This window comes from Micromonospora sediminimaris (assembly GCF_016863575.1).
GTDB lineage: Bacteria > Actinomycetota > Actinomycetes > Mycobacteriales > Micromonosporaceae > Micromonospora > Micromonospora sediminimaris.
Genome location: NZ_BOPD01000031.1, coordinates 51,706 through 74,968 on the forward strand (window position 1 = coordinate 51,706; position 23,263 = coordinate 74,968).

The following is a 23,263-nucleotide window of genomic DNA, read 5'->3' on the forward strand; positions in this document are numbered from 1 at the left end:
CGTAGACTGGCACTCGCTACAGTCGAGTGCCAGAGTGTTCCTCTGGCGGCCGTGACGCTGCGGGCTGACCTGCGACAGGAGGTGGCAAGGATGGGTCTGGACGACCGGAAGCTCGCCGTGCTCCGGGCGATCGTCGAGGACTACGTCGCCACCCAGGAGCCGGTCGGCAGCAAGTCGCTGGTCGAGCGGCACCAACTCGGTGTCTCGCCGGCCACCGTCCGGAACGACATGGCCGTGCTGGAGGAAGAGGGCTACATCCGTCAGCCGCACACCAGCGCGGGGCGGGTGCCCACCGACCGTGGCTACCGACTCTTCGTGGACCGGTTGAGCCGGGTCAAGCCGCTCAGCCCGGCCGAGCGCCGAGCGATCGAGCGCTTCCTGGCCGGCGCCGTCGATCTCGACGATGTGGTGCACCGCACGGTGCGGCTGCTGGCACAGCTGACCCGGCAGGTCGCCGTCGTGCAGTACCCGAGCCTGGCCCGGTCCCGGGTGCGTCACCTGGAACTGGTGCCGATCTCCACCACCCGGCTGATGCTGGTGATGATCGCCGACACCGGTCGGGTCGAGCAACGGCTGGTCGAGCTGCCCGCACCGGTCCTCGCCGACGACGTGCTGGACCTGCGCCGGCTGGTCAACGAGAAGCTCGTAGGTGTCCGCCTGTCGGAGACCCCGCCGCTGGTGCAGGCTCTCATCGACGACTCCGTGCCGCACCTGCGCCCGGCGATGACCACCCTGTCCACGGTGCTGTTGGAGACGCTCGTCGAACGGCACGAGGAGCGGCTCGCCCTGGCCGGCACCGCCAACCTCGCCCGGGGCGGTCTGCTCGACTTCCAGGGCTCGTTGCGTCCGATCCTCGAAGCTCTTGAGGAGGAGGTCGTGCTGCTCAAGCTCATCGGCGAGGTGGAACCGAGCACCCTGCGGGTGCGCATCGGCGACGAGAACGAGATCGACAACCTACGGGCGGCCTCCGTGGTCAGCACCGGGTACGGCCCGGGCGCGACCATCGTCGGGGGGATGGGCGTGCTGGGACCGACCCGGATGGACTACCCCGGAACCATCGCCACGGTGAGGGCCGTGGCACGCTACGTGGGCGAGCTGCTGGCCCAGAACTGACAAGTCAGGGCCGACGGCAGGCTGCCGCCGCCGAACGGCGTAACTCGAGACGAACACGAGGACACGGAACGCAGTGGCCAGGGACTACTACGGCATTCTCGGCGTGAGCAAGGGTGCCTCCGATGACGAGATCAAGCGCGCCTACCGCAAGCTGGCGCGCCAATTCCATCCGGACGTGAATCCGGATCCGGAGGCACAGGAGAAGTTCAAGGACATCAACGCCGCGTACGAGGTCCTCTCGGACGATCGGAAACGGCAGATCGTCGACCTGGGCGGGGACCCGCTGGCACCCGGCGGAGGCGGGCCCGGCGGTCCGGGTGGTCCCGGCGGGGCCGGCCCCTTCGTCGGCTTCCAGGACATCATGGACGCGTTCTTCGGCGGCGCAACGGGCGCCGGGCGGGGCCCCCGTCCGCGTACCCGCCCCGGCGCCGACGCGATCCTGCGACTGGAGCTGGACCTCCAGGAGACCGCCTTCGGCGTCGAGGCGCCGATCACCGTCGACACCGCCGTACTCTGCACCACCTGCTCCGGTGCCGGCACCGCCGCCGGCACCCACCTGGCCACCTGCGAGGCGTGCGGTGGCCGGGGCGAGGTGCAGTCGGTGCAGCGCACCTTCCTCGGGCAGGTGGTCTCCGCTCGGCCGTGCACGGTCTGCCAGGGCTACGGCACCACCATCCCGAGCCCCTGCCCGACCTGCGCCGGCGACGGCCGGGTACGCACCCGCCGATCGCTGACCGTCAAGATCCCCGCCGGGGTGGAGGACGGCATGCGGATCCGCCTCGCCCAGCAGGGCGAGGTCGGCCCGGGCGGCGGCACCGCCGGGGACCTCTACGTGGAGATCCACGAACGGCCACACGACGTCTTCTCCCGCAAGGGCGACGACCTGCACTGCCGGGTCACCGTGCCGATGACCGCCGCCGCACTCGGCACCCGGCTGACCATCAAGGCGCTCGACAGCGAAGAACCGGTCGACGTCAAGCCGGGTACCCAGCCGGGCAGCACCCTGCGGCTGCGGGCCCGAGGCGTACCGCACCTGCGCGGCGCCGGGCGGGGTGACCTCTACGTCCACCTCGACGTGCGCACCCCGACCAAGCTCGACGCCGACCAGGAACGGATGCTGCGCGACTTCGCCAAGACCCGCGGCGAGGAGGTCGCCGAGCTGACCAAGCAGGGTGGCTTCTTCTCCCGCATGCGCGACGCCTTCAACGGCCACGCCTGACGTGTCCGCCCCGCTGTTCCTCGTCGAGTCGCTGCCGACCGCCGTCTCGATGGTGCTGGACGGGCCCGAGGGCCACCACGCCGCCACCGTGCAACGGCTGCGCGTCGGCGAGCAGGTGCTGCTCGCCGACGGGCGGGGCGGCACCGCCACCGCCGTGGTCACCGCCGTCGGCCGGGGCACCCTCGATCTCGACGTGACCGACCGGGGGTACGTCGACGCGGCGAACCCGCGGCTGGTGGTGGTCCAGGGCATCGCCAAGGGCGACCGGGGCGAGCTGGCCGTGCAGGCGATGACCGAGGCGGGCGTGGACGAGCTGGTCCCCTGGGCGGCGGGGCGCTCGGTGGTGCAGTGGCGCGGCGACCGGGGCGTACGGGCCCGCAGCCGGTGGGTCGCCACCGCCCGGGAAGCGACGAAGCAGGCCCGGCGGGCGTGGCTGCCGGTGGTGGCGGGAGCGCCTGACGAAAGCACCGCATCGGTGACGCGCCGGATCGCCGGGGCGGCGGCCGGGTACGTGCTGCACGAGGAGGCGACCGACCGGCTGACCACAGTCGAGCTGCCCGAACACGGCGAAATCGTGCTGGTGGTGGGGCCGGAGGGCGGCATCACCCCGGACGAGCTGTCGGCCTTCCAGGAAGCCGGCGCCCGACCGGTACGGCTCGGCAGCTCGGTGCTGCGCACCTCCACCGCGGGCGTGGCCGCCCTGGCGGTCCTCGCCACCCGCCTGCTGCGCTGGTGAGCGTCGCGCGGACGTCGCCGCGGAACCCTTCCTTAGACTGCCCGGATGGGAAGCGACTGTCTGTTCTGCCGCATCGTCGCCGGAGAGATTCCGGCCACCGTGGTCCGCGAGACGCCCACCACGCTCGCCTTCCGCGACATCGACCCGAAGGCGCCGGTACACGTGCTGGTCGTACCGAAGGAGCACTACGCCGACGTGGCCACGCTCGGCCAGGGTGACCCGGCGCTGGCCGGCGAGGTGCTGGCCACCGCCGCCGCGGTGGCCGAGGACCAGGGCCTGCTCGGCGACGGGTTCCGGCTGATGTTCAACACCGGGGCGTACGGCGGCCAGGAGGTCTTCCACGTGCACGCCCACGTGCTCGGCGGCGCCCCGCTCGGCCCGATGCTGGCCCGGAGTCTCGGATGACCTCCGCCGCCGGCCGCACCTCCGCCGCCGGTCGCCTGGACCGGCTGGTGCGCCAGGTCCAGGCGCAGGCCCGGGTGCCGGCGGTCTCGGCGGCGGTGCACCGCGCCGACCGGCCGCTGTGGACGTGCACCGCCGGCGGCACCGGAAACGACACGGCCCTGGACGAGCAGACCCGGTTCCGGATCGGCTCGGTGACCAAGACGTTCACCGCCGTGCTGGTCATGCAGTGCCGCGACGACGGGCTGCTCGACCTCGACGACCCGCTGCGGCGGCACCTCGACCTGCCGGCGCACGGTGAGCTGACCGTGCGCCGGCTGCTGTCGCACACCGCCGGCCTGCAACGCGAACCGTACGGCGACGTCTGGGACACCCTGCGCGCACCGGACACCGACCAGCTGATCACCGAGCTGGACCGGGCCGAGCGGGTGCTGCCGACCGGCCGCCGCTACCACTACTCGAATCTCGGCATGGCGCTGCTCGGCCACCTGGTCGGGCAGGTACGCGGCGGCACCTGGGCGGAGGTGCTGACCGAGAGGGTGCTGACCCCGCTCGGGCTGACCGCCACCACAACCACCCCGGGCCCGCGCGCCGCGACCGGGTTCCTGGTCGACGCGTACTCCGACGAGGCGCATCCGGAGCCGCCCACCGACTTCGGCGCGGTGAGCCCCGCCGCGCAGCTGTGGAGCACGGCGACCGACCTGGCCCGGTGGGCCGCCTTCCTGGCCGACCCGGCGGCGTTGGACGCGGCGGGTCGGGTGCTCGCCCCGGCCACCCTGGACGAGATGCGCTGGCCGGTGACGGTCACCGACGAGGCGGTCTGGGCCGGCGGCTTCGGTCTCGGTCTGATCCTGGTACCCCAGGGGGAGCGGGTGGTGCATGTCGGGCATGACGGGGCGATGCCGGGCTTCCTCGCCGGGGCGTACGGCCGCCGGGGCGGCGAGGGCACTCCGGGGGCGTTCGGCGCCGCCGTGCTGGGCTCCTCCGGCACCGCCGTCGAGCTGCTGGAGTTGCCGCACCGACTGCTCGCCGCCGCGGTCGAGCACGATCCGGCCGACATCGACCCGTGGCGTCCCGGTGAGCCGGCGCCGCCGGACGTGCGCGGACTGCTCGGCCGCTGGTGGGGCGAGGGCTTCGAGTACGTCTTCTCGTGGCACGAGGGGGCCCTGCGGGCCCGTGGCGCCGGTGACCCGCCGGGGAAGCCGCCGGCGGTGTTCGCTCCGGTGCCGGATCAGCCGGACGTGTTCCGTACCGTCTCCGGCCGGGAGAACGGCGAGTTGCTCCGGCTGACCCGGGACTCCGCCGGCGTGGTGGTCCGGATGCACTGGGCGACCTACCGGTTCACCCGCCGCCAGGAGACCTTCGACGGTTTCGACTTCCGCGTCTGACCGGGCGGTTCATCGGGGTGGAATGCCCTGCTATGTCCGGTCGTGCCGGAGCGTCACAGCGGCGGAAATGGGCAGCGTGTCCCCGCCGTTGAACCGATACGATGGGGGTAACGTCCGCACGCCGTGCCACGGGCCCGGCACCGAGATCGAGAGCAGGTGGCGCAGGGCCCTCGGGCCCGACCTATGACCGGCACCCCACCTCCCGGCCCGCCCCGGGTCCAGACCAGGATCACGGTCCCCGACTCGAAGATCATGGTCAACCTGCTCGGCGCGGGCGACGAGATCCTGCGACTGGTCGAGCGCTCGGTGAACAGTGACGTGCACGTGCGTGGCAACGAGATCACCATCACCGGCGCTCCCGCCGACAACGCCCTCGCCGAGCGGCTCTTCAGCGAGCTGCTCGAACTCATCGAGAAAGGCGAGACCCTGACCACAGATGCCGTCCGGCGTACCGTCGGCATGCTCGAACAGGGTGGCACGGAGCGGCCCGCCGAGGTCCTGACCCTCAACATCCTCTCCCGGCGCGGGCGCACCATCCGTCCCAAGACACTGGGACAGAAGCGCTACGTCGACGCGATCGACGGGCACACGATCGTCTTCGGCATCGGCCCGGCGGGTACCGGCAAGACCTACCTCGCCATGGCCAAGGCGGTGCAGTCGTTGCAGGCCAAGCAGATCAACCGGATCATCCTGACCCGGCCGGCGGTCGAGGCGGGGGAGCGGCTCGGTTTCCTGCCCGGCACGCTCAACGAGAAGATCGACCCCTACCTGCGCCCGCTCTACGACGCGCTGCACGACATGCTCGACCCGGAGACCATCCCGAAGCTGATGGCCGCCGGCACGATCGAGGTCGCCCCCCTGGCATACATGAGGGGCCGGGCGCAGCCGTACGACGCCCGCGTGCTGACACCGGAAGGCTTCAAGCGGTTCGGCTCACTCCAGGTCGGCGACCTGGTGATCGGCTCGAACGGCATGCCGACCCCGGTGATCGGGATCTACCCGCAAGGGCCCAAGCAGGTCTACCGGGTGACCACGCAGGACGGGGCTTCGACCCTGTGTTGCGGTGAGCATCTCTGGACGGTCGCCACCCCCGAGGACAAGCGGCGTGGTCGCCGACGCACGCTGGAGACCCAGGAGATGATCGGGCAGGAGCGGCGGGGTCACCTCCGCCGTTACGAACTGCCGGTTGTGGCTCCGGTGCAGTTGGAGCCACAGGACGTTCCGCTCGATCCGTACGTCCTCGGCCTGCTGCTCGGTGACGGGTCGATCTCGTGCCGCACGACGCCGGGATTCACCACGGCGGACCCCGAGCTCGCCCGGGCGATCGAGGACAACCTGGTCGACATCGAGCTGCACCGCAAGAGCGAGTACGACTATGTGCTCCGGCACACCAAGGGGCACCGAGGTGGAGTGATCGTCGCTAACCCGGTGACGGTCGCGCTCCGCGAGCTGGGTCTGGCCGGGACGAAGTCGGGCACCAAGTTCGTCCCGTCCGTCTATCTCCAGAACAGTGTCGATGTCCGCCTGGCCGTCCTGCAGGGGCTGCTGGACACCGACGGCGGGCCGGTCGTCCAGGCGGGACGGACCTGCCGGGTGCAGTACTCGACGACCTCTCCCCGGCTCCGCGACGACGTCGTCCACCTGGTCCAGTCACTCGGTGGCGTGGCGACGTGGCGCGTTCGGGTGGCCGAGGGTCGTACGCCTGGCCTGGCGAGCGGTCGTCCGGTCGGCTACCGGTCGGACGCCTACGTCGTGGAGATCCGGCTGCCGGAGGGCGTACCGCCGTTTCGGCTTGCGCGTAAGGGCCAGCGGTACGAGGAGTGCGGTGGCGGCCGGCCGATGCGCTTCATCGACTCGATCGTCCCCGCCGGTGTCCAGGAGACGATGTGCATCCAGGTGGCGGCGGAGGATTCGCTGTATGTCACCGATGACTTCCTGGTCACGCACAACACGCTCAACGACGCGTTCATCATTCTCGACGAGGCGCAGAACACCACGCCCGAGCAGATGAAGATGTTCCTCACCCGGCTCGGCTTCGGCTCCAAGATCGTGGTCACCGGCGACGTCACGCAGGTCGACCTGCCCGGTGGGACGACGAGCGGGCTGCGGGTCGTCCGGGACATCCTGGCCGGGGTCGAGGACGTGCACTTCGCGCAGCTGTCCAGCGCCGACGTGGTACGTCACCGGCTGGTCGGGGAGATCGTCGACGCGTACGCGCGGTGGGACGCCGAGAACCAGCAGGCGCAGGGCGTGCACGCGGTGTCCGGGCGCAGCGCCCAGGGCAACCGCGGCGGCCGGCGCCGCTAGACCGAGGGAAGACAGTTGTCCATCGAGATCGCCAACGAGTCCGGTGCCGAGGTCGACACCGACGCCGTGCTCGCCGTCGCCCGGCACGCGCTCGACGAGATGGGAGTCAATCCGCTCGCCGAGCTTTCCGTGTTGTTGGTGGACGTCGACTACATGACCGAGCTGAACCATCGGTGGATGGGCGGCGACGGCCCGACCGACGTGCTGGCCTTCCCCATGGACGAGGGCAGCGTCGACCATGGGCCGGGTGAGACCGCCGCCGCCGGTGGTGAGCCCGCACTGCTCGGCGACATCGTGCTCTGCCCGGAGGTGGCGGCGAAGCAGGCGGCCACCGCCGGGCACAGCACCGCCGACGAGTTGCACCTGCTCACCGTGCACGGTGTCCTGCACCTGCTCGGTTACGACCACGCGGAGCCGGAGGAGGAGCGGGAGATGTTCGGGCTCCAGGCCCGGTTGCTGGCGAGCTGGCGGTCGGCCCGCTCCCGGTGATGGACACTCCGCTGGCCGCGGCCGCCACCGGCCTACCCGACCTGCAACTACTCGTTTTCGCTGCCGGGCTGGTGGTACTTGCCGGCCTGATCGCGATGACCGAGGCGGCCCTTGCCGCGGTCTCTCCGGCCCGCGCGGCCGAGCTGGCCCGCGAGGGGATCCGAGGTGCCCGTACCCTCCAGACGGTCGCCGGTGACGTGGTCCGGCACCTCAACCTCCTGTTGTTGCTCCGGCTGCTCGCCGAGCTGACCGCCACCACACTGGTGGCGCTGGTGGCGGTGGACACCTTCGGCGCGGGCTGGCGGGCGGCGCTGGTCACCGCGGGGGCGATGACCGTTGTCAGTTTCGTCGTGGTCGGCGTGGGCCCGCGCACCCTCGGCCGGCAACACGCGTACGCGGTGGGCCGTTCGGCCGCGCCGCTGGTGCGCTGGCTGGGTCGGGTGCTCAACCCGCTGGCCTCCCTGCTGATCCTGATCGGTAACGCGGTCACCCCGGGCCGTGGGTTCCGGGAAGGGCCGTTCGCCACTCAGGTCGAGCTGCGTGAGCTGGTCGACCTCGCCGAGCAACGGGGCGTGGTGGAGCACGGCGAGCGGCAGATGATCCATTCGGTCTTCGCCCTCGGTGACACCATCGCCCGCGAGGTGATGGTGCCGCGTACCGAGATGGTGTGGATCGAGTCGGGCAAGAACCTCTCCCAGGCGCTCGCGCTGTTCCTGCGCTCCGGTTTCTCCAGGATCCCGGTGATCGGTGAGAGCGTCGACGACGTGCTCGGCATTCTCTATCTCAAGGACCTGATCCGGCGTATCCAGGGCGGGGCCGTCGAGGACCGTCAGCTACCGGTGGCCGAGCTGATGCGGCCGGCGACCTTCGTGCCCGAGTCCAAGCCCGTGGACGATCTGCTGTCGGAGATGCAGGCCGCCCGCAACCACCTGGTCATCGTGGTGGACGAGTACGGTGGCACCGGCGGTCTGGTCACCATCGAGGACATTCTCGAGGAGATCGTCGGAGAGATCACCGACGAGTACGACGTCGAGCGCCCCCCGGTCGAGCAGTTGCCCGACGGTGCGGTGCGGGTCACCGCCCGGCTGCCGGTCGAGGATCTCGGCGAGCTGTTCGACACCGAGCTGCCGCACGACGAGGTGGAGACCGTTGGGGGTCTGCTCGCCCAGGCCCTGGGTCGGGTGCCGATTCCGGGCGCGCGGGTCGAGGTGGCTGGCCTGCGGCTGGTCGCCGAGGGCACCACCGGTCGACGCAACCGGATCGACACGGTGCTGGTGCGCCGGGTGGAGCCGACCGACATGAAGGACGCTCCGGGCGCTCCGCCGACCGCGTCCCGTTCCGACACCGACCAATCCGAGGAGAGGCAGCCCGCCGATGCCTGAGTCACCCGCCGTACCGGCCGTCCGGTCCACCGGCTCCGAATTGAGCGCCGAGGACGGCAAGCTGGTCATCCTCGCCCGTGGTGCCCGAGGCCGGGTGGGTGCCGTGGAGGGTGCCGCGGTCCGGGATCAGGATGGTCGGACGTACGCGGCGGCCAGCGTGTCGCTGCCCTCGCTGACCATCACCGCGCTGCAACTGGCGGTCGCCTCGGCGGCTGCGGCGGGTGCCACCCGGTTGGAGGCTGCGGTGGTGGTGACCGAGGCGTCCACGCTGGACGGTGCCGGCTACGCGGCCGTGCGCGACCTGGCTGTCGACGCGCCGGTGCACGTGGCCGGGCCGGATGGCACGGTGCTCGGCACGGTGACCGAATGAACGAACGCAGCGGGCGCGCCTACCGGGCGGGTTTCGCGTGTTTCGTCGGGCGGCCGAACGCCGGCAAGTCCACGTTGACCAATGCCATCGTCGGGCAGAAGATCGCGATCACGTCGAACAAGCCGCAGACCACCCGGCACGTCATCCGGGCGGTGCTGCACCGGCCGGAGTCGCAGCTCGTGCTGGTCGACACTCCGGGACTGCATCGTCCCCGCACCCTGTTGGGCGAGCGGCTCAACGATCTGGTGCGGCAGACCTGGAGCGAGGTCGACGTGATCGGTCTCTGCATCCCGGCCGACGAGCCGATCGGCCGTGGCGACCGGTTCATCACCGGGGAGTTGGCCGAGCTGAAGGCGACCGTGCTGGCGGTGGTCACCAAGACCGACCTGGTCGATCGCAAGCGGCTGGCCGAGCAGTTGCTCGCCGTCAGTGAGCTGGGGGATTTCGCGGAGGTGGTGCCGGTCAGCGCGGTTTCCGGGCACCAGGTGGACACCCTGGTCGAGGTGATGACGCGCTATCTCCCCGAGTCCCCGCAGCTGTACCCGGACGACATGCTCACCGACGACCCGGAGCAGGTGCTGGTGGCGGAGCTGATCCGGGAGGCTGCGCTGGAGGGTGTGCGGGACGAGTTGCCGCACTCCATCGCCGTGGTGGTGGAGGAGATGATTCCGGAGGGCCGGCTGACGAAGATCTATGCCGACGTGTATGTGGAGCGGCCCAGCCAGAAGGCGATCGTCATCGGGCATCGGGGCGCTCGGCTCAAGGGCGTCGGCACCGCCGCGCGGCGGCAGATCGAGGAGCTGCTGGGCACGAAGGTCTACCTCGATCTGCACGTACGGGTGGCCAAAGACTGGCAGCGCGACCCCAAGCAGTTGCGCAAGCTCGGGTTCTGAGCCGATCCGGCGGGCCGGTTAAATAGGGCGACCGGCACCGGACCGTCTGATCGGGGCCGGTCAGGCATATGGGAAGTTTCACTAACGCAGTGGGTCGCTGACCGGTTCGTCGGCGGGCAGCGGAGGGTAGAGGAAGCAAGAGCCTCCGCACCCCCCGACACAGATGCAGGCTGATGCGAAACAGATACCTGGACCTGCTGCGCGCCTTGGCCATCGTGCGGGTGGTCGTGTACCACGTCACCGGCTGGGGATCGCTCACGCTGTTGTTCCCGGCCATGTCGGTGATGTTCGCGCTGGCCGGTTCGCTGATGGCCGCGTCCCTGCTGCGGTCCGGGCCGATGGCGGTGGGTCGGCGACTGCGACGGCTGCTGCCGTCGCTGTGGGTGGTCGCCGCGATCTTCGTGCCGGCGATGCTGCTCACCGGGCTGCCGTTCACCCCGGCGGTGCTGCTTTGGCTCTTCCCGGTGGCCGACCCACCGGCGAACTACTGGGGTGCGCTGGCGCTGAGCCCGATCTGGTACCTGCGTGACTACCTGTGGTTCGTGCTCGCCTCCCCGGTCGCGCTGTGGCTGTTCCGCCGGTTCCCGTTACCCACCCTGCTCGCCCCGTACTGCCTGCTGCTCGTCATCGAGCTGGGCATCTACCAGAACCCGCCGGTCGTGCTGCGCCATTTCGGGCTCTACTTCGGGGCGTGGCTGCTGGGTTTCGCCCACCAGAGCGGGATGCTGCGCCGCCTGAGCGCCTGGATTCTGGTGCCGACCGCGCTGGCGCTGGCGGCGGTGGGCGGCGCCTGGATCCTGACCCACCAGGGTCCGCGCGGCTACGACCTCAACGACATTCCGCTCGGCAACGCACTCTGGTCGGCCGCGTTCATCCTGGTGGCCCTGGGCCGGGCACCGGCGACCGCCGCCTGGGTGGACCGGAGCGCGCTGGTAGGCCGGGCGGTCACCGTGCTGAACCGGCGGGCGTTGACGGTCTACCTGTGGCACATGGCGTTCGTGGTCGCACTCACCCCGCTCGTCGACGTGGTCGGCTGGTCGCATCAGGACCTGCTGGGGCTGGCGATCCGGGTGGTCCTGGTCTTCCTGCTGGTGGCCCTGGTAACCGCGATGGTGGGCTGGGTCGAGGATGTGGCGGCGCAGCGTCCGCCCGAGCTGGTCCCCGGTGGCCGCCGCCCGGCGGCGCGCCCCACCCGCCTGCACGCGGAGTCGCGCACCGGCGAGGATCACGAGCCGAATGCCGGGCCGGTGGCACCGGTCCCGCAACAGCGGGGCCGGGGCGGTGGGGTCATCGCGAGGTGACGGTGATGTCGCCGCTGCCGGTACGCAGGTCGAGCACGGACGCGGCGGAGGGGTCATCCGGGACACCCAGGTCGATCTCGCCGGAGTCGGCCCTGGGCCGGATCTGGTACGCCCCGCCGGGCACGGTCAGCGCGACGTTGCCGCTCGACGCGTGCGCCCGCGCGGAGACGGGCTTGTCCAGGTCGAGGGTGACGTCGCCGGACTTGGTTTCCGCGTCCACCTCGCCGCCGAGCCGACTTCCCGTCACGTTCCCGGAGGAGGCCCGCAGCACGACAGGCTTGGCGATGTCGTACACCTCGATGTCGCCCGAGCCGGTCTCCACCCGCACCGTGTCGGTCGCCGCGGCGACCCGCACGTTGCCGGAGCCGACCTTGAGGTCCACCCGGCCGACGCGGCTGAGATCGACGTCCCCGGAGCCGGTCTCGCCGCGTACGCCCACCCCCGCGTCGACCGTCACCTCGTAGGAGACGGTGCACCGGCTGCCGCAGGAGGTGTCCAGCACCAGTTCCGTGCCCTTGATCTCGTACGTCGCGTCCGGCTGGTTGCCCTGGTAGCGCACCACGCGCTTGACGCGTACCCCGTCCGCTCCGCCGTCGGCCCGGACCACCACGTCGCCGGAACCGGGCAGCACCTGGATCGCGGTGATCCGGGCGGACTCGGTGGTGTCGAAGTCCAGCTGCCGGTACGACAGGTTGTCACACCCGACCAGGACGATGAGGGCGGCGGTCGCGGCGACCGCCATGCCGGTCCGGCGCACGGTGCTCGCTCGCAGCGCGGTGGTTCGGCGCGCGGCGGTGGGCTGATCTGCGGCGGTGGGCCGGGAGACGGTGCTGGTCCGGTACGAAGCCATGCCGAGCACGCTACGACCGGCCGCACCGGGCGCGCATCCGGGTTCGCCGGCACGGCGACCCCGAGCGGACCCTGAATTCCCACCCGGGGTCGGACCTGATTCCCGGCCGGAGGGGAGAATGGCGCGATGGCCGGATACCGCCGACAGCTCTACCGCGACGACGCGGTGGTGCTGCGTGTGCAGAAACTCGGCGAGTCCGACCGGATCATCACCCTGCTCACCCGGCGGCACGGCCGGCTCCGCGCGGTCGCCCGGGGGGTACGCCGGACCATGTCAAAGTTCGGTGCCCGGCTGGAGCCCTTCGGTCACGTCGATGTGCAGCTGGCCGGCGACCCCAAGGGGGAGCACGGCAGTTCGCTGCACAGCGTCAGCCAGGTCGAGGGGATCGATCTCTACGGCAAGCGGTTTCTCGGTGACTATCCCCGCTACACCGCCGCCAGCGCGATCGCCGAGACTGCCGAGCGGCTCACCCCGGTTGAGCGGGAACCGTCGTTGCGGCTGTTCCAGCTCACCCTGGGCGCGCTGCGCGCCCTCGCCGACGGCGGGCATGCCACCACGCTGGTGCTCGACGCGTATCTGCTGCGCGGGATGGCGTTGGCGGGCTGGGCGCCGGCGTTGACCGCCTGCGCGGTCTGCGGCACGCCGGGCCGGCACCGGGCGTTCTCGGTGCCGGCCGGGGGCGCGGTCTGTCCGGACTGCCGGCCACCGGGGGCCGCCCACCCGGCCCCGGCCACCATCGACCTGATGTCGGCGCTCACCGTCGGTGACTGGCGGATAGCCGACGCCACCGAGAACGGGGTACGCCGGGAATGCAGCGGCCTGGTCGCGGCGCACCTGCAGTGGCACCTGGAACGCGCGCTACGCTCGCTGCCGCTGGTCGACCGGGGTGGGATGCCGTCGGCACCCGGCGCGCGGCGGCCGACCGGCGAGGCCGGCACCGTGGCCCCGGCCGGTGCAGCGCTGCCGCCCGACCGGGCGTCACCGGACGTGAGTAGGGAGAGAACCGAGTGATCCGATCGTCCAGGGCCGGGCGGCGCGAACCGGTGCCGCCGACACCGCATCCGTCTGGAGCCCGACCGCCGGCGCTGCCACCGGGGGCGGTGCCCCGCCACGTCGCCGTGGTGATGGACGGCAACGGTCGGTGGGCCAAGGAACGCGGTCTGCCCCGCACCAAGGGCCACGAGGCGGGGGAGTTCTCCCTCTTCGACACCGTCGAGGGCGCCATCGAGCTGGGCATCCCGTACCTGTCGGCGTACGCCTTCTCCACCGAGAACTGGCGACGCTCACCCGATGAGGTGCGGTTCCTGATGGGCTTCAACCGGGACGTCATCCGCCGCCGCCGGGACCAGCTGGTCGACCTCGGGGTGCGGGTGGTGTGGTCCGGTCGGGCCGGGCGGCTGTGGAAGAGCGTCATCAGCGAGTTGCAGACCGCCGAGGAGATGTCCCGCGGCAACTCGACGCTGACCCTGCAGTTCTGCGTGAACTACGGCGGGCAGGCGGAGATCGCCGACGCTGCCGCCGCGATCGCCCGGGACGTGGCCGCCGGTCGGCTCGATCCGGCCAAGGTCACCGAGAAGACGGTCCAGCGGTACCTCTACCACCCTGAGGTGCCCGAGGTGGACCTGTTCCTGCGACCCTCCGGCGAGCAGCGGACCTCCAACTTCCTGCTCTGGCAGAGCGCGTACGCCGAGTTGATCTTCCTGGACACGCTCTGGCCGGACTTCGACCGCCGGCACCTGTGGTACGCCTGCGAGTTGTACGCCCAGCGCGATCGTCGGTTCGGTGGCGCGCTGCCCAACCCGGTGGCCCCGACCACCTCGGCATCCGTGGTGCCGGCAGGCTGAGCGTCGGTCTTCCGGCGTGAGCGTCGGTGGTTCCGGCCACCTGAGCGCATACGCGGCGGCAACTCTGGGTATCACCGCCGACAGCAGCCACTGACGGAGGTGAACCCATATGATCCGCAAGCGCATCGGGCAGTGGGCGGTGATGGCCATCGCGGTACCGGTCGCCGCCGCCGGAGCCCGGAAACTGAGCCACACGCTGGAGTCCCGCCGTGGCCCCAACCGGGCCACTCGGCTGCTCAACAAGGGCGCCGACCTGATCCGCCCCCAGCAGGCCAAGCGCCGCCGCTTCTTCTGACGCGACCGGCGCGGCCGGTAGCTCGGCAATACGGCATCTCGCGGTATCCCTCAGCAGGGATACCGCGAGATGCCGTATGTCGGGTGTCGGCGTTGGCCTCGACCGGTGGGTCAGGCCTCGACCTCGGCGCGGTCGGGGGTGGCCCAGAGGGTGTGGAACGATCCGTCCCGGTCGACCCGGCGGTAGGTGTGCGCGCCGAAGTTGTCGCGCAGCCCCTGGATCAGTGCGGCCGGCAGCCGGTCTGCCCGCAGCGCGTCGAAGTACGCCAGCGACGAGGCGAAGGCGGGCGCCGGTACGCCGGCCCGGGCCGCCTCGGCCACCACCCGACGCCAGCTCGGCACGCCGTCCCGCACGGTGTCGGCGAACCACGGCGCGACCAGCAGGGTGGGCAGCTCCGGCTGCTCGTCGTACGCCTGCTTGATGCGGTCCAGGAAGCGGGCCCGGATGATGCAGCCACCGCGCCAGATCGTCGCCGTACCACCCAGGTCGATGCCCCAGTCGTACTCGGCGCTGCCGGCGCGGATCTGGTCGAAGCCCTGGGCGTACGCGACGATCTTCGAGGCCAGCAGCGCCCGCCGTACGTCCTCGATGAATGCCTCGCGGTCACTTACCTGCCACTTCTCGCCGGCCTCGGGGAAGGCCCGCAGCGCGGCCTCGCGCTGACCCACGTGCCCCGACAGCGACCGGGCGAAGGTGGCCTCGGCGATGCCGGTGATCGGGATGCCCAGGTCGAGAGCGATCTGGACGGTCCACCGGCCGGTGCCCTTCTGCTCGGCCCGGTCCTGCACCACGTCCACGAACGCCCGCCCGGTGGCGGCGTCGGTGTGCGCCAGCACGTCGGCGGTGATCTCGATCAGGAAGGACTCCAACTCGCCGGAGTTCCACTCCCGGAAGATCTGCGCGATCTCCGCCGGCTCCGCGCCCAGCCCGGCCCGCAGCAGGTCGTACGCCTCGGCGATGAGCTGCATGTCGGCGTACTCGATGCCGTTGTGGACCATCTTGACGAAGTGCCCGGCACCGTCCGGCCCGACGTGCTGGCAGCAGGGCACGCCCTCGACCTGAGCGGCGATCTTCTCGAAGATCGGTCCGAGCTTGCGGTACGACTCGGCCGAGCCGCCCGGCATGATGCTCGGCCCCCACAGCGCCCCTTCCTCGCCGCCGGAGACACCGGTGCCGACGAAGTGCAGACCCTTGGCCCGCAGCGCCTCCTCCCGGCGTCGGGTGTCGGCGAAGTGTGCGTTGCCGCAGTCGATGATGATGTCGCCCGCTTCCAGCAACGGCACCAACTCGTCGATCACCGCGTCGGTGGGACCGCCCGCCTTGACCATGATGATCACCGCGCGGGGACGCTCCAGCGCGGCGACGAAGTCCGCCAGGGACTCCGTCGGGACGAAGGTGCCCTCGTCGCCGTGCTCCGCCACCAGCGACCGGGTCCGCTCCGGCGAGCGGTTGTGCAACGCCACGGTGAACCCGTTGCGGGCCAGGTTCCGGGCCAGGTTGCGACCCATCACCGCCAGCCCCGTCACACCGATCTGCGCCGTAGCCCGATCCGCCATCCTCGTCGCCACCTTCCGCCGTCTACCTGTAGTGCTGCGACGGTATCGCGGTACCGGTTCGGCGCGCGCCGTCCCCCCACCGCTGGTCATCAGGTGGTCGCATAACGCACCACGATGCCCCGCGCGGACCGGTGGCGTTAATTCGGCTGCGCCCACCTCGCTGGAGCGATAACGTGCGGGCATGCGCTACTGACGCCCCTTTCCGAGCCGGGTTCGCCGCTGTCGTGCCGCGACCCCGCGTGCTCCCGGGCGTCCGCGTGTGTGTCCACCCGCCGTCGGCGGTGGCGTCCTCCGTGGCCGGTCCCGGGCAGCAGTCCGTACCGTCCCCGACCGCCCTGATGGCGGTCCTCACGACGCGGTCGGCCGACCGTCCACCGGTTGCCGGCCGAGCGAGGAGGCACAGATGCCAGCCAAACGCAGCTCCCGGAAGTCCCGTCCCGACCGTCACTCGGCGGAACTCGCCGCCGTCACACCGGCGAACCTGGACGACGTCGCGATCGCTCCGGTGCCCACCCTGCCGGCCGGGCGGCCGGCCGCCCCCAAGGCGGGGCCACCGGCCACCGGCACCTCCGGTGTCGGACGTGGCCAGCGGACCGGCCAGGTCCGCCGCTACGCCTTCCGGCGTAGCTGACAGTCCACGGGGGCCGGGTGCGTGTCGGTACGCGCACCCGGCCCCCTGACCTCGCCCGTCGCGCCGGTGCCGGACGCCACGGTCGGAGGATCACCTCAGTGGTCGGCGCAGCAGGGCGTCGGGTCGGGCACCTCGAACGGGGCCAGGCCGCCCGCGTGGTGCTGCATGGTGACCAGAACCAGCTCGCCGTCCTGCCACTGTGGCCGGACAAAGCCCCTGGTGTGTACCGGCGTGTCCGGGGTCACCGGCGTCCCACCCAGCGCCACCACCCGCTCGATCGCCCCGGCGGCGAGCAGTTCGGCAACGGTGAGGGTGCCGACCATCCGGTGTGGTGTCGGTCGGGTCCGTCGCTGACCCGGTCCGCTCCGACGCGTGGTGGCGGGGTCAGCCGACCAGCGGGCGGAAGACGCCGAGTGCCACGCTGACGGCGAGCGCGGCCCCGGCGGTCGCCGTCGCGCCGACGACGAGCAGCCAGTCGGCCGTGACGAAACGCTGTCGGCGGGCGAAGGTGCGCGGCATGCCGCTGTCGAAGCCTCGGGCGTCCATCGCCACCGCGAGCCGGGTGCCCCGCCGGATCGCCCCGACCAGCAGCGTGAACGCCGTCGAGACGAACAGCCGTAGTCGGGCCACCGGGTTGCGCCCCGCCTCGACTCCGCGCGCCCGGCGCGCCATGGTGATCATCTGCCACTCCTGGCCGAGCAGCGGCACCAACCGGAACGCCGCCAACGCGCCGATCGCGAACCGGGCGGGTGCCCTGGCGTTCTGCACCAGCGCGTCGGCCAGGTCCGTCGGGTCGGTGGTGGCGAAGACGATCACGCCGGGCAACGCCACCGCGAACAGCCGCAGTACCAGGCCGAGCGCGGTGACCAGCACCCCCGAGGTCACCACGACCGGCCCCGCGTCGAGCAGCACCCGACCCGACCGGTCGGCGGCGAAGAGCACCAGCGTGACCAGGATGCCGCCGCCGGCGGCCAGCAGCGGCCAGGCCCGTCGGGCCAGCAGCCCGGGGTGCACCCCGAACAGCGGCAGCACCGCCAGCTCCACGGCGATCGCGATGGCCGGCGTGACCGGGTCCAGCGTGGCCATCAGCGGAAACGCGAACAACATCGCGGCTGCCAGTTTGGCCACCGGATTTCGCCGGGCCAGCGGCGCGCCCGGCCGGGCGATCGGCTCCAGGGTGATCATGGCCGTGCCGGTCCCGTGTCGGGCGGAGCGAGGGCCAGCGTACGGTCGGCCAACGCGGCCACGAAGTCGGCGTCATGGGTGATGGTGACCAGGCCGTGTCCGGCGTCGCGCAGGTCGGCGAGGAGATCCACCAGCTCGCGCCAGGTGCGCCGGTCCTGGCCGAAGGTGGGTTCGTCGCAGATGAGCAGGCGGGGCGCGGTGGCCAGGGCGGTCGCCACACTCAGCCGCCGCGCCTCGCCGCCGGAGAGGGTGTACGGGTTGGCGGCGGCGAGCCGATCCAGCCGCAGCCGGCTCAACAGTTCCGTCACGCGGTCGTGCACCGCCGATTCGGACGCCCCGGTCCGCCTCGGCCCCAGGGCCAGTTCGTCGAAGACCGTGCCGGTGACGAACTGGTGTTCGGGATTTTGGAACACCGAGCCGATCCGGCGGGTCAGCACCGGTGCCCGCCATCGGTGCGGTGCGGTCCGCGAGTCCGTTCCGGCCAGTTCCGGGCTCGCCGCCAGCCGCCCGGTGCCGGGCCGGAGCAGCCCGCCGAGCAGCAGCGCCAGGGTGGACTTCCCGACGCCGTTCGGTCCGAGCACCGCGAGCGCCTCGCCGGCTCGTACGGTCAGGTCGGTGGCGGCCAGCCGGGGTGGCTGGCCGAGCTGTTCGGCGGTGAGCAGCACCTCGCCGGCCGGGCCGGCGGCCCGACGTGGCGGGATCTCCCGGCCGGGCACCCAGACCCCCTCGGCGGCGAGGGCGTCGCCGTGCGCGGCGAAGACGGCCTCCGGTGGGCCGTCGGCGCGGACCCCGCCGCCGGGTTCGAGCACCACCACCCGGTCGACCAGGGGCAGCGCCTCGGCGACCCGGTGCTCGACCAGGATCAGGGTGGTGTCGGCGTCCACCGCCCGGGTGAGCGCCGCGCGGATCAGGGCGGCACCCGCCGGGTCGAGGTTGGCGGTGGGTTCGTCCAGCAGCAGCAGGCCGGGACGCAGCGCCAGTACGCCGGCCAGGGCGAGTCGTTGCTGTTCGCCGCCGGAGAGCGCCGCGGTGGACCGGTCCCGGTGGTACGGGAAGCCCACCCGGTGCAGCGCCTCGTCCACCCTCGGCCAGATCTGGCCGGCCGGCACGCCCCGGTTCTCCAGCCCGAACGCCACGTCGTCGCCGCTGCGGGCCATGACGAGTTGGGACTGCGGGTCCTGGAAGACGATGCCGACCCGGTCCCGGGCCTCGTCGACCGGCCGGCCGTCGATCTCGATGCTGCCCTCGTGCTCCCCGGAGTCCTCGGGCAGCAGGCCGGCCAGCGCCGCCAGCAACGTGCTCTTCCCGGCCCCCGACGCCCCCAACAGCAGCACCTTCTCGCCGCGCTCCACCCGCAGCTCAACCCCGCGCACCGCCCAGCCACGCCTCCCGGCATGCCGCCACCCAAACCCCCGTACCCACACCCCCTCACCCATCCCACCCTCCTTTCTTCCTGACGGTTGCTGTGGAGATCGACACTGCCGGGGAGGTCAGACCAGGGGGCGTTCGCGGGCGGCGGGGAAGCGGTCGAGGACGCCGGTGCGGGCCAGGGCGCGGGTCAGGGCGTGCGCGCCTGCGCCGGCGATGACAGTGGCGCTGACGACGGTGAGCGCGGCGTAGGGCAGGCGGTAGGTGGCGATGTCGCGTTCGGCGTTCCAGTAGACGAAGTCGAAGATTGCCGCGCTGAGGCCAGTCAGCGCACCGGCCAGCAGGGCGATCGGCAGCCGGTAGGAGCGGTACCGGAAGGCGGCGAAGGCCAACTCGGCGCCGACACCCTGCATCAGGCCCTGCAACAGGACGATGGTGCCCCACTGGCTGCCCAGCAGGGCCGAGATGATCGCGGCCAGCAGTTCGCAGTACAGCGCGGCGCCGGGCTTGCGGATTACCAGGCCGCCGAGCACGGCCGGCACCAGCCAGACACCGTAGATGAGGGTCTGTGCCGGCGGGAAGAAGCTGAAGGCGCCCTCGGTGGCGCTCCACACCACGCCCCAGGCCCAGAAGATGACGCCGAAGGCGACGGCGATGACCGACGCCACCACGATGTCGATGGTGCGCCAGCGGTTGCTGTCGGTGGTTTGCACGATGATTGCTCCCAGTCCAGATGCGAACCAGGCAAGACGCACGCCCCGGCCGGCGGCGCCGAACGGTGGCGGGCTGGAGGTGGACCGAACTCCCTGCGCTGGCATTACCCAGATCAGGTACGGAGGGTCTGCGGGCGGACCCGCACTCTCAGCGCTGTGCGCTCCCCTGTCGGAGGTGTTGTCTGTCCCGCCGACGCTAACACCACGGAAGATCCACCGGCAATGTGATCTCCCCAGGTCACGACGGTTACTCGCATCCGATTGGTCCGGTGGCCGGGGGCTCCCGGAAGTCTGGCGAATCTGTGACATCCATCGACGTCATCCGCGCCGGACGGTAATCTCAGTCCGCCGATCCGCCACGGCCGAAGGGTGACGGGTGACCACAGACACTGACCGGGCCGTGCCGGGCGAACCGGAGCCCCGATCCTCGGCCGGGGGCGTCGACATCGAAACGCGCCCACCGGAGCCTGCCGGTGGCGAGTCACCCCGGCGCTGGCTCGGTGACCGGATCGGCTCGGTGGAGGTTCTCGCGGCGCTGCTGATCATCCTGATCATCTTTCGGGAGCCGATCGCCGCCGCCCTGGACGATCCCCGCATCCAGACCTGGACCACCGTCTTCGTCTCGATCATGGTGCAGGCAGTGCCGTTCCTGGCCTTCGGAGTGCTGCTCTCCGCCGTGATCGCGGTCTTCGTGCCCCGATCCTTCTGGGCGAAGGCGTTGCCCCGGCACCCGGCGTTGGCGGTGCCGGCAGCCAGCGCGGCCGGGGTGGTGCTGCCGGGCTGCGAGTGCGGTTCGGTACCGATCGCCGGGTCACTGATCCGGCGGGGCGTGACCCCGGCCGCCGCGCTGGCGTTTCTGCTCGCCGCCCCGGCGGTCAACCCGATCGTGCTCACCGCCACGGCGGTCGCCTTCCCGAACAACCCCGAGATGGTCCTTGCCCGGGGCGTCGCCAGTCTGATCGTCGCCATGATCATGGGGTGGCTCTGGCTGCGGCTCGGGCGCACCGAGTGGATCAGGATGCCGCGCCGCCCGGAGCTGGACGACGCGTCCCGAGGCCGGGCCTTCTGGGCCGCCGTACGTCACGACGTGACCCACGCCGGTGGTTTCCTGGTACTCGGCGCGATGGCCGCCGCCAGCATCAACGTGCTGGTGCCGGAGCGGTGGTTGCAGACCCTCGCCGACAACGCGTGGCTGTCGATCCTGGCGCTGGCGCTGCTCGCCGTGCTGCTCTCGCTCTGCTCGGAGGCTGACGCCTTCGTCGCTGCCTCGCTGTCCCAGTTCTCGCTCACGTCCCGACTGGTCTTCCTGGTGGTGGGGCCGATGGTCGATCTCAAGCTGATCTCGATGCAGGCCGGGGTGTTCGGCCGCCGCTTCGCCTTCCGGTTCGCTCCGACCACCTTCGCGGTGGCCGTGCTGGTCGCCGTCGGCGCCGGGGCGGTGCTGCTGTGAACCGGCAGGCGCAGGCGGTGATCCTGCTGCTGCTCGGCGGCGCGGTGATCCGGGCCAGCGTCACCGACCTCTACCTGCGCTACGTCAAGGAGGGCCTGCGTCCCTTCCTGATCGCCGCCGGCCTGCTGCTGGTCGCCGCCGCGATCATGACGCTCTGGTACGAGCTGCGCCCGCCGGCCCCCCGCGCGCTGGCCCCCGCCGACGGTCCCACCGTCGGCCCCGACCGCCCCGACGGGCATGACGGGCATGACGGGCACGGGCGCGCCCACCACGAGCCGCGGGTCGGTTGGCTGCTGATCCTGCCCGTGCTCGGCCTGCTGCTGGTCGCCCCGCCGGCCCTCGGGTCGTACGCGGCGGGTCAGGCCGGCACGGCGTTGAGCAGCCAACAGCAGTCGGACTACCCGCCGCTGCCCGAGGGTGACCCGGTGCAGGTCAGCGTCCTGGACTACGCCTCCCGGGCGCTGTTCGACCGGGGCACGTCGATCGGCGATCGGCGGGTGCAGCTCACCGGCTTCATTGCCACCGGCGCGGACGGCCAGCCGATCCTGGCCCGGATGGTGCTGTCCTGCTGCGCCGCCGACGGCCGACCGGTCAAGCTCGGGTTGACCGGCGACGTACCGGCCGGGCTGCCCGACGACAGTTGGGTCGAGGTGACCGGCCGCTACAGCGACCGACTCGGCCGGGATCCGGTGAACGACGCCGAGATCCCCTACCTTGAGGTCGAGTCCTGGCGGCAGGTGCCTGTCCCCAAGCGTCCGTACGACTGACCTCGCGCCACCCACTGCGAGAATCGGTGCCGCTGCGGGCTTGACCCTGACGCTGCGTCAGCCCTCCATGCTGATCGGCATGACGATCCCGGCGACAACCAGTGAGCTTCAGGGGCCCGCGATCCGGGTGCGGGGCCTGGCAAAGTCGTACCAGAAGCTGCACGTGCTGCGTGGCGTGGATTTCGAGGTCGCGCGGGGGAGCATCTTCGCCCTGCTCGGCTCGAACGGCGCGGGCAAGACCACGGTGGTGAAGATCCTTTCCACGCTGCTCAAGGCCGACGCGGGCACCGCACACGTCAACGGCTTCGACGTCGCGACGCGGGCGGCCGACGTGCGCGAGTCCATCAGCCTCACCGGGCAGTTCGCGGCGGTCGACGAGATCCTCACCGGGCGCGAGAACCTCGTCCTCGTCGCCAGGCTGCGGCACCTCAAGGCACCCGGCGCGATCGCGGACGAGCTGTTGAAGCGCTTCGCATTGACTGAGGCGGGTGCCCGGAGGGTGGCGACGTACTCCGGGGGCATGCGCCGCCGGCTGGACATCGCGATGAGTCTGATCGGGAATCCGCCTGTCGTCTTCCTCGACGAGCCGACGACCGGGCTGGACCCGCAGGCGCGCCTTGAGGTGTGGCACGCCGTCAACGAACTCGCTCAGGGCGGCACGACCGTGCTGCTCACCACCCAGTATCTCGACGAGGCGGAGAACCTCGCCGACCGGATCGCGATTCTCCACGAGGGCCGGATCATCGTGGACGGCACCCTCGACGAGCTGAGGCGGATCCTGCCACCCGCCGAGGTCGAGTACGTCGAGAAGCAGCGGAACCTCGAAGACATCTTCCTCACCCTCGTCGGTGCCGGCACAGACAAGGAACAGCACTGAAGCGGCATGTGCCGATCGCCTTCATGCTGCTGTTCGTCCACGGCTTCGGTGGTGCGATCGAGACCGGGTCCGACTCGTACGTGGCCTACCGCGTAAGCCCGACTCGGCCGGGCCCGGTGTGGTGGGG

The 23,263-nt window shown here is 71.6% G+C and carries 23 protein-coding genes, 3 pseudogenes and 1 riboswitch; of the genes and pseudogenes, 20 read left to right on the plus strand and 6 right to left on the minus strand.

Going from position 1 to position 23,263, the window contains the following annotated elements; genetic code table 11:
* Positions 1-90: 90 nt before the first annotated feature.
* From hrcA to Vse01_RS23165, 13 genes and pseudogenes are all read left to right on the plus strand, one after another.
* Positions 91-1,113 (plus strand): heat-inducible transcriptional repressor HrcA, encoded by a 1,023-nt coding sequence (gene hrcA / locus Vse01_RS23115; protein WP_093407521.1) that lies wholly within the window; start codon positions 91-93, stop codon positions 1,111-1,113.
* A gap of 73 nt (positions 1,114-1,186) precedes the next feature.
* Positions 1,187-2,332, plus strand: coding sequence for a molecular chaperone DnaJ (gene dnaJ / locus Vse01_RS23120; RefSeq protein ID WP_093407519.1), 1,146 nt, complete (start codon positions 1,187-1,189; stop codon positions 2,330-2,332).
* 1 nt (position 2,333) lies between these two features.
* Positions 2,334-3,068 carry a 16S rRNA (uracil(1498)-N(3))-methyltransferase gene (locus Vse01_RS23125; protein WP_093407516.1) on the plus strand — a complete coding sequence of 245 codons (735 nt, stop codon included), beginning with the start codon at positions 2,334-2,336 and terminating at the stop codon, positions 3,066-3,068.
* A 45-nt stretch (positions 3,069-3,113) separates the two neighbouring features.
* Entirely contained in the window at positions 3,114-3,473 is a 360-nt protein-coding gene (locus tag Vse01_RS23130; RefSeq protein WP_093407514.1) for a histidine triad nucleotide-binding protein, read from the plus strand.
* Positions 3,470-4,858 (plus strand): serine hydrolase domain-containing protein, encoded by a 1,389-nt coding sequence (locus tag Vse01_RS23135; protein WP_093407511.1) that lies wholly within the window; start codon positions 3,470-3,472, stop codon positions 4,856-4,858. The genes Vse01_RS23130 and Vse01_RS23135 overlap by 4 nt, the downstream gene beginning before the upstream one ends.
* Positions 4,859-5,041: 183 nt before the next feature.
* Positions 5,042-5,788 (plus strand): annotated as a pseudogene (locus tag Vse01_RS29480) (PhoH family protein); the annotation flags it as partial.
* A gap of 207 nt (positions 5,789-5,995) precedes the next feature.
* Positions 5,996-6,535 (plus strand): annotated as a pseudogene (locus Vse01_RS29485) (LAGLIDADG family homing endonuclease); the annotation flags it as partial.
* Between the two features lie 273 nt (positions 6,536-6,808).
* Positions 6,809-7,165, plus strand: a pseudogene (locus tag Vse01_RS29490) (PhoH family protein); the annotation flags it as partial.
* 15 nt (positions 7,166-7,180) lie between these two features.
* Positions 7,181-7,654, plus strand: a complete 474-nt coding sequence (ybeY, locus tag Vse01_RS23145; RefSeq protein WP_093407506.1) for an rRNA maturation RNase YbeY — start codon at positions 7,181-7,183, stop codon at positions 7,652-7,654.
* On the plus strand, positions 7,654-9,036 hold the full coding sequence (locus tag Vse01_RS23150; protein WP_093407504.1) for a hemolysin family protein: 1,383 nt from the start codon (positions 7,654-7,656) through the stop codon (positions 9,034-9,036). Before ybeY ends, Vse01_RS23150 begins: the two co-directional genes overlap by 1 nt.
* On the plus strand, positions 9,029-9,406 hold the full coding sequence (locus tag Vse01_RS23155) for a cytidine deaminase-like protein (RefSeq protein ID WP_093407501.1): 378 nt from the start codon (positions 9,029-9,031) through the stop codon (positions 9,404-9,406). Before Vse01_RS23150 ends, Vse01_RS23155 begins: the two co-directional genes overlap by 8 nt.
* On the plus strand, positions 9,403-10,299 hold the full coding sequence (era, locus tag Vse01_RS23160) for a GTPase Era (protein ID WP_093407499.1): 897 nt from the start codon (positions 9,403-9,405) through the stop codon (positions 10,297-10,299). Before Vse01_RS23155 ends, era begins: the two co-directional genes overlap by 4 nt.
* Positions 10,300-10,472: 173 nt before the next feature.
* Complete coding sequence (locus Vse01_RS23165; RefSeq protein ID WP_093407496.1) at positions 10,473-11,600, plus strand: acyltransferase family protein; 1,128 nt, start codon at positions 10,473-10,475, stop codon at positions 11,598-11,600.
* Here the strand turns inward: Vse01_RS23165 and Vse01_RS23170 are convergent.
* The gene (locus tag Vse01_RS23170) at positions 11,587-12,450 is read right to left on the minus strand and encodes a DUF4097 family beta strand repeat-containing protein (protein ID WP_232511332.1); all 864 of its coding nucleotides are present in this window, start codon (positions 12,448-12,450) and stop codon (positions 11,587-11,589) included. The two genes, Vse01_RS23165 and Vse01_RS23170, sit on opposite strands and share 14 nt — an antisense overlap.
* A gap of 126 nt (positions 12,451-12,576) precedes the next feature.
* Here Vse01_RS23170 and recO point away from each other — a divergent pair, with 126 nt between their 5' ends.
* The 3 genes from recO to Vse01_RS23185 all read left to right on the plus strand — a co-directional run bounded on the left by recO (position 12,577) and on the right by Vse01_RS23185 (position 14,589).
* On the plus strand, positions 12,577-13,461 hold the full coding sequence (gene recO, locus Vse01_RS23175) for a DNA repair protein RecO (RefSeq protein WP_093407494.1): 885 nt from the start codon (positions 12,577-12,579) through the stop codon (positions 13,459-13,461).
* A 32-nt stretch (positions 13,462-13,493) separates the two neighbouring features.
* Positions 13,494-14,294 carry an isoprenyl transferase gene (locus tag Vse01_RS23180; RefSeq protein WP_170863518.1) on the plus strand — a complete coding sequence of 267 codons (801 nt, stop codon included), beginning with the start codon at positions 13,494-13,496 and terminating at the stop codon, positions 14,292-14,294.
* 109 nt (positions 14,295-14,403) lie between these two features.
* Positions 14,404-14,589 carry a hypothetical protein gene (locus tag Vse01_RS23185; RefSeq protein WP_093407489.1) on the plus strand — a complete coding sequence of 62 codons (186 nt, stop codon included), beginning with the start codon at positions 14,404-14,406 and terminating at the stop codon, positions 14,587-14,589.
* 110 nt (positions 14,590-14,699) lie between these two features.
* Here Vse01_RS23185 and gnd read toward each other — a convergent pair whose 3' ends face one another.
* Positions 14,700-16,145, minus strand: coding sequence for an NADP-dependent phosphogluconate dehydrogenase (gene gnd / locus Vse01_RS23190; protein ID WP_093407487.1), 1,446 nt, complete (start codon positions 16,143-16,145; stop codon positions 14,700-14,702).
* A gap of 403 nt (positions 16,146-16,548) precedes the next feature.
* On the opposite strand from gnd, the gene Vse01_RS23195 reads away from it, so the two are divergent.
* On the plus strand, positions 16,549-16,776 hold the full coding sequence (locus tag Vse01_RS23195; RefSeq protein ID WP_093407484.1) for a hypothetical protein: 228 nt from the start codon (positions 16,549-16,551) through the stop codon (positions 16,774-16,776).
* A 95-nt stretch (positions 16,777-16,871) separates the two neighbouring features.
* Here the strand turns inward: Vse01_RS23195 and Vse01_RS23200 are convergent, their stop codons facing one another.
* The 4 genes from Vse01_RS23200 to Vse01_RS23215 all read right to left on the minus strand — a co-directional run bounded on the left by Vse01_RS23200 (position 16,872) and on the right by Vse01_RS23215 (position 20,042).
* Positions 16,872-17,099: a hypothetical protein gene (locus Vse01_RS23200; RefSeq protein WP_093407481.1), complete on the minus strand. Its 228-nt coding sequence runs from the start codon at positions 17,097-17,099 to the stop codon at positions 16,872-16,874.
* A 61-nt stretch (positions 17,100-17,160) separates the two neighbouring features.
* Positions 17,161-17,961: an energy-coupling factor transporter transmembrane component T family protein gene (locus Vse01_RS23205; protein ID WP_093407479.1), complete on the minus strand. Its 801-nt coding sequence runs from the start codon at positions 17,959-17,961 to the stop codon at positions 17,161-17,163.
* The gene (locus Vse01_RS23210; RefSeq protein WP_093407476.1) at positions 17,958-19,397 is read right to left on the minus strand and encodes an ABC transporter ATP-binding protein; all 1,440 of its coding nucleotides are present in this window, start codon (positions 19,395-19,397) and stop codon (positions 17,958-17,960) included. The genes Vse01_RS23205 and Vse01_RS23210 overlap by 4 nt, the downstream gene beginning before the upstream one ends.
* Positions 19,398-19,451: 54 nt before the next feature.
* A complete protein-coding gene (locus Vse01_RS23215) occupies positions 19,452-20,042 on the minus strand; it encodes an ECF transporter S component (RefSeq protein WP_093407673.1) in 591 nt (196 codons plus the stop codon).
* Between the two features lie 72 nt (positions 20,043-20,114).
* Positions 20,115-20,220, minus strand: a riboswitch (TPP riboswitch).
* Positions 20,221-20,487: 267 nt separating this feature from the next.
* Between Vse01_RS23215 and Vse01_RS23220 the strand changes: the two genes are divergently transcribed.
* The 3 genes from Vse01_RS23220 (at position 20,488) to Vse01_RS23230 (ending at position 23,136) form a co-directional block, all read left to right on the plus strand.
* Positions 20,488-21,492: a permease gene (locus tag Vse01_RS23220; protein WP_373870707.1), complete on the plus strand. Its 1,005-nt coding sequence runs from the start codon at positions 20,488-20,490 to the stop codon at positions 21,490-21,492.
* On the plus strand, positions 21,489-22,259 hold the full coding sequence (locus tag Vse01_RS23225; RefSeq protein ID WP_093407474.1) for a TIGR03943 family putative permease subunit: 771 nt from the start codon (positions 21,489-21,491) through the stop codon (positions 22,257-22,259). The genes Vse01_RS23220 and Vse01_RS23225 overlap by 4 nt, the downstream gene beginning before the upstream one ends.
* A gap of 79 nt (positions 22,260-22,338) precedes the next feature.
* Positions 22,339-23,136 carry an ABC transporter ATP-binding protein gene (locus tag Vse01_RS23230; RefSeq protein ID WP_093407668.1) on the plus strand — a complete coding sequence of 266 codons (798 nt, stop codon included), beginning with the start codon at positions 22,339-22,341 and terminating at the stop codon, positions 23,134-23,136.
* Positions 23,137-23,263 lie beyond the last annotated feature (127 nt).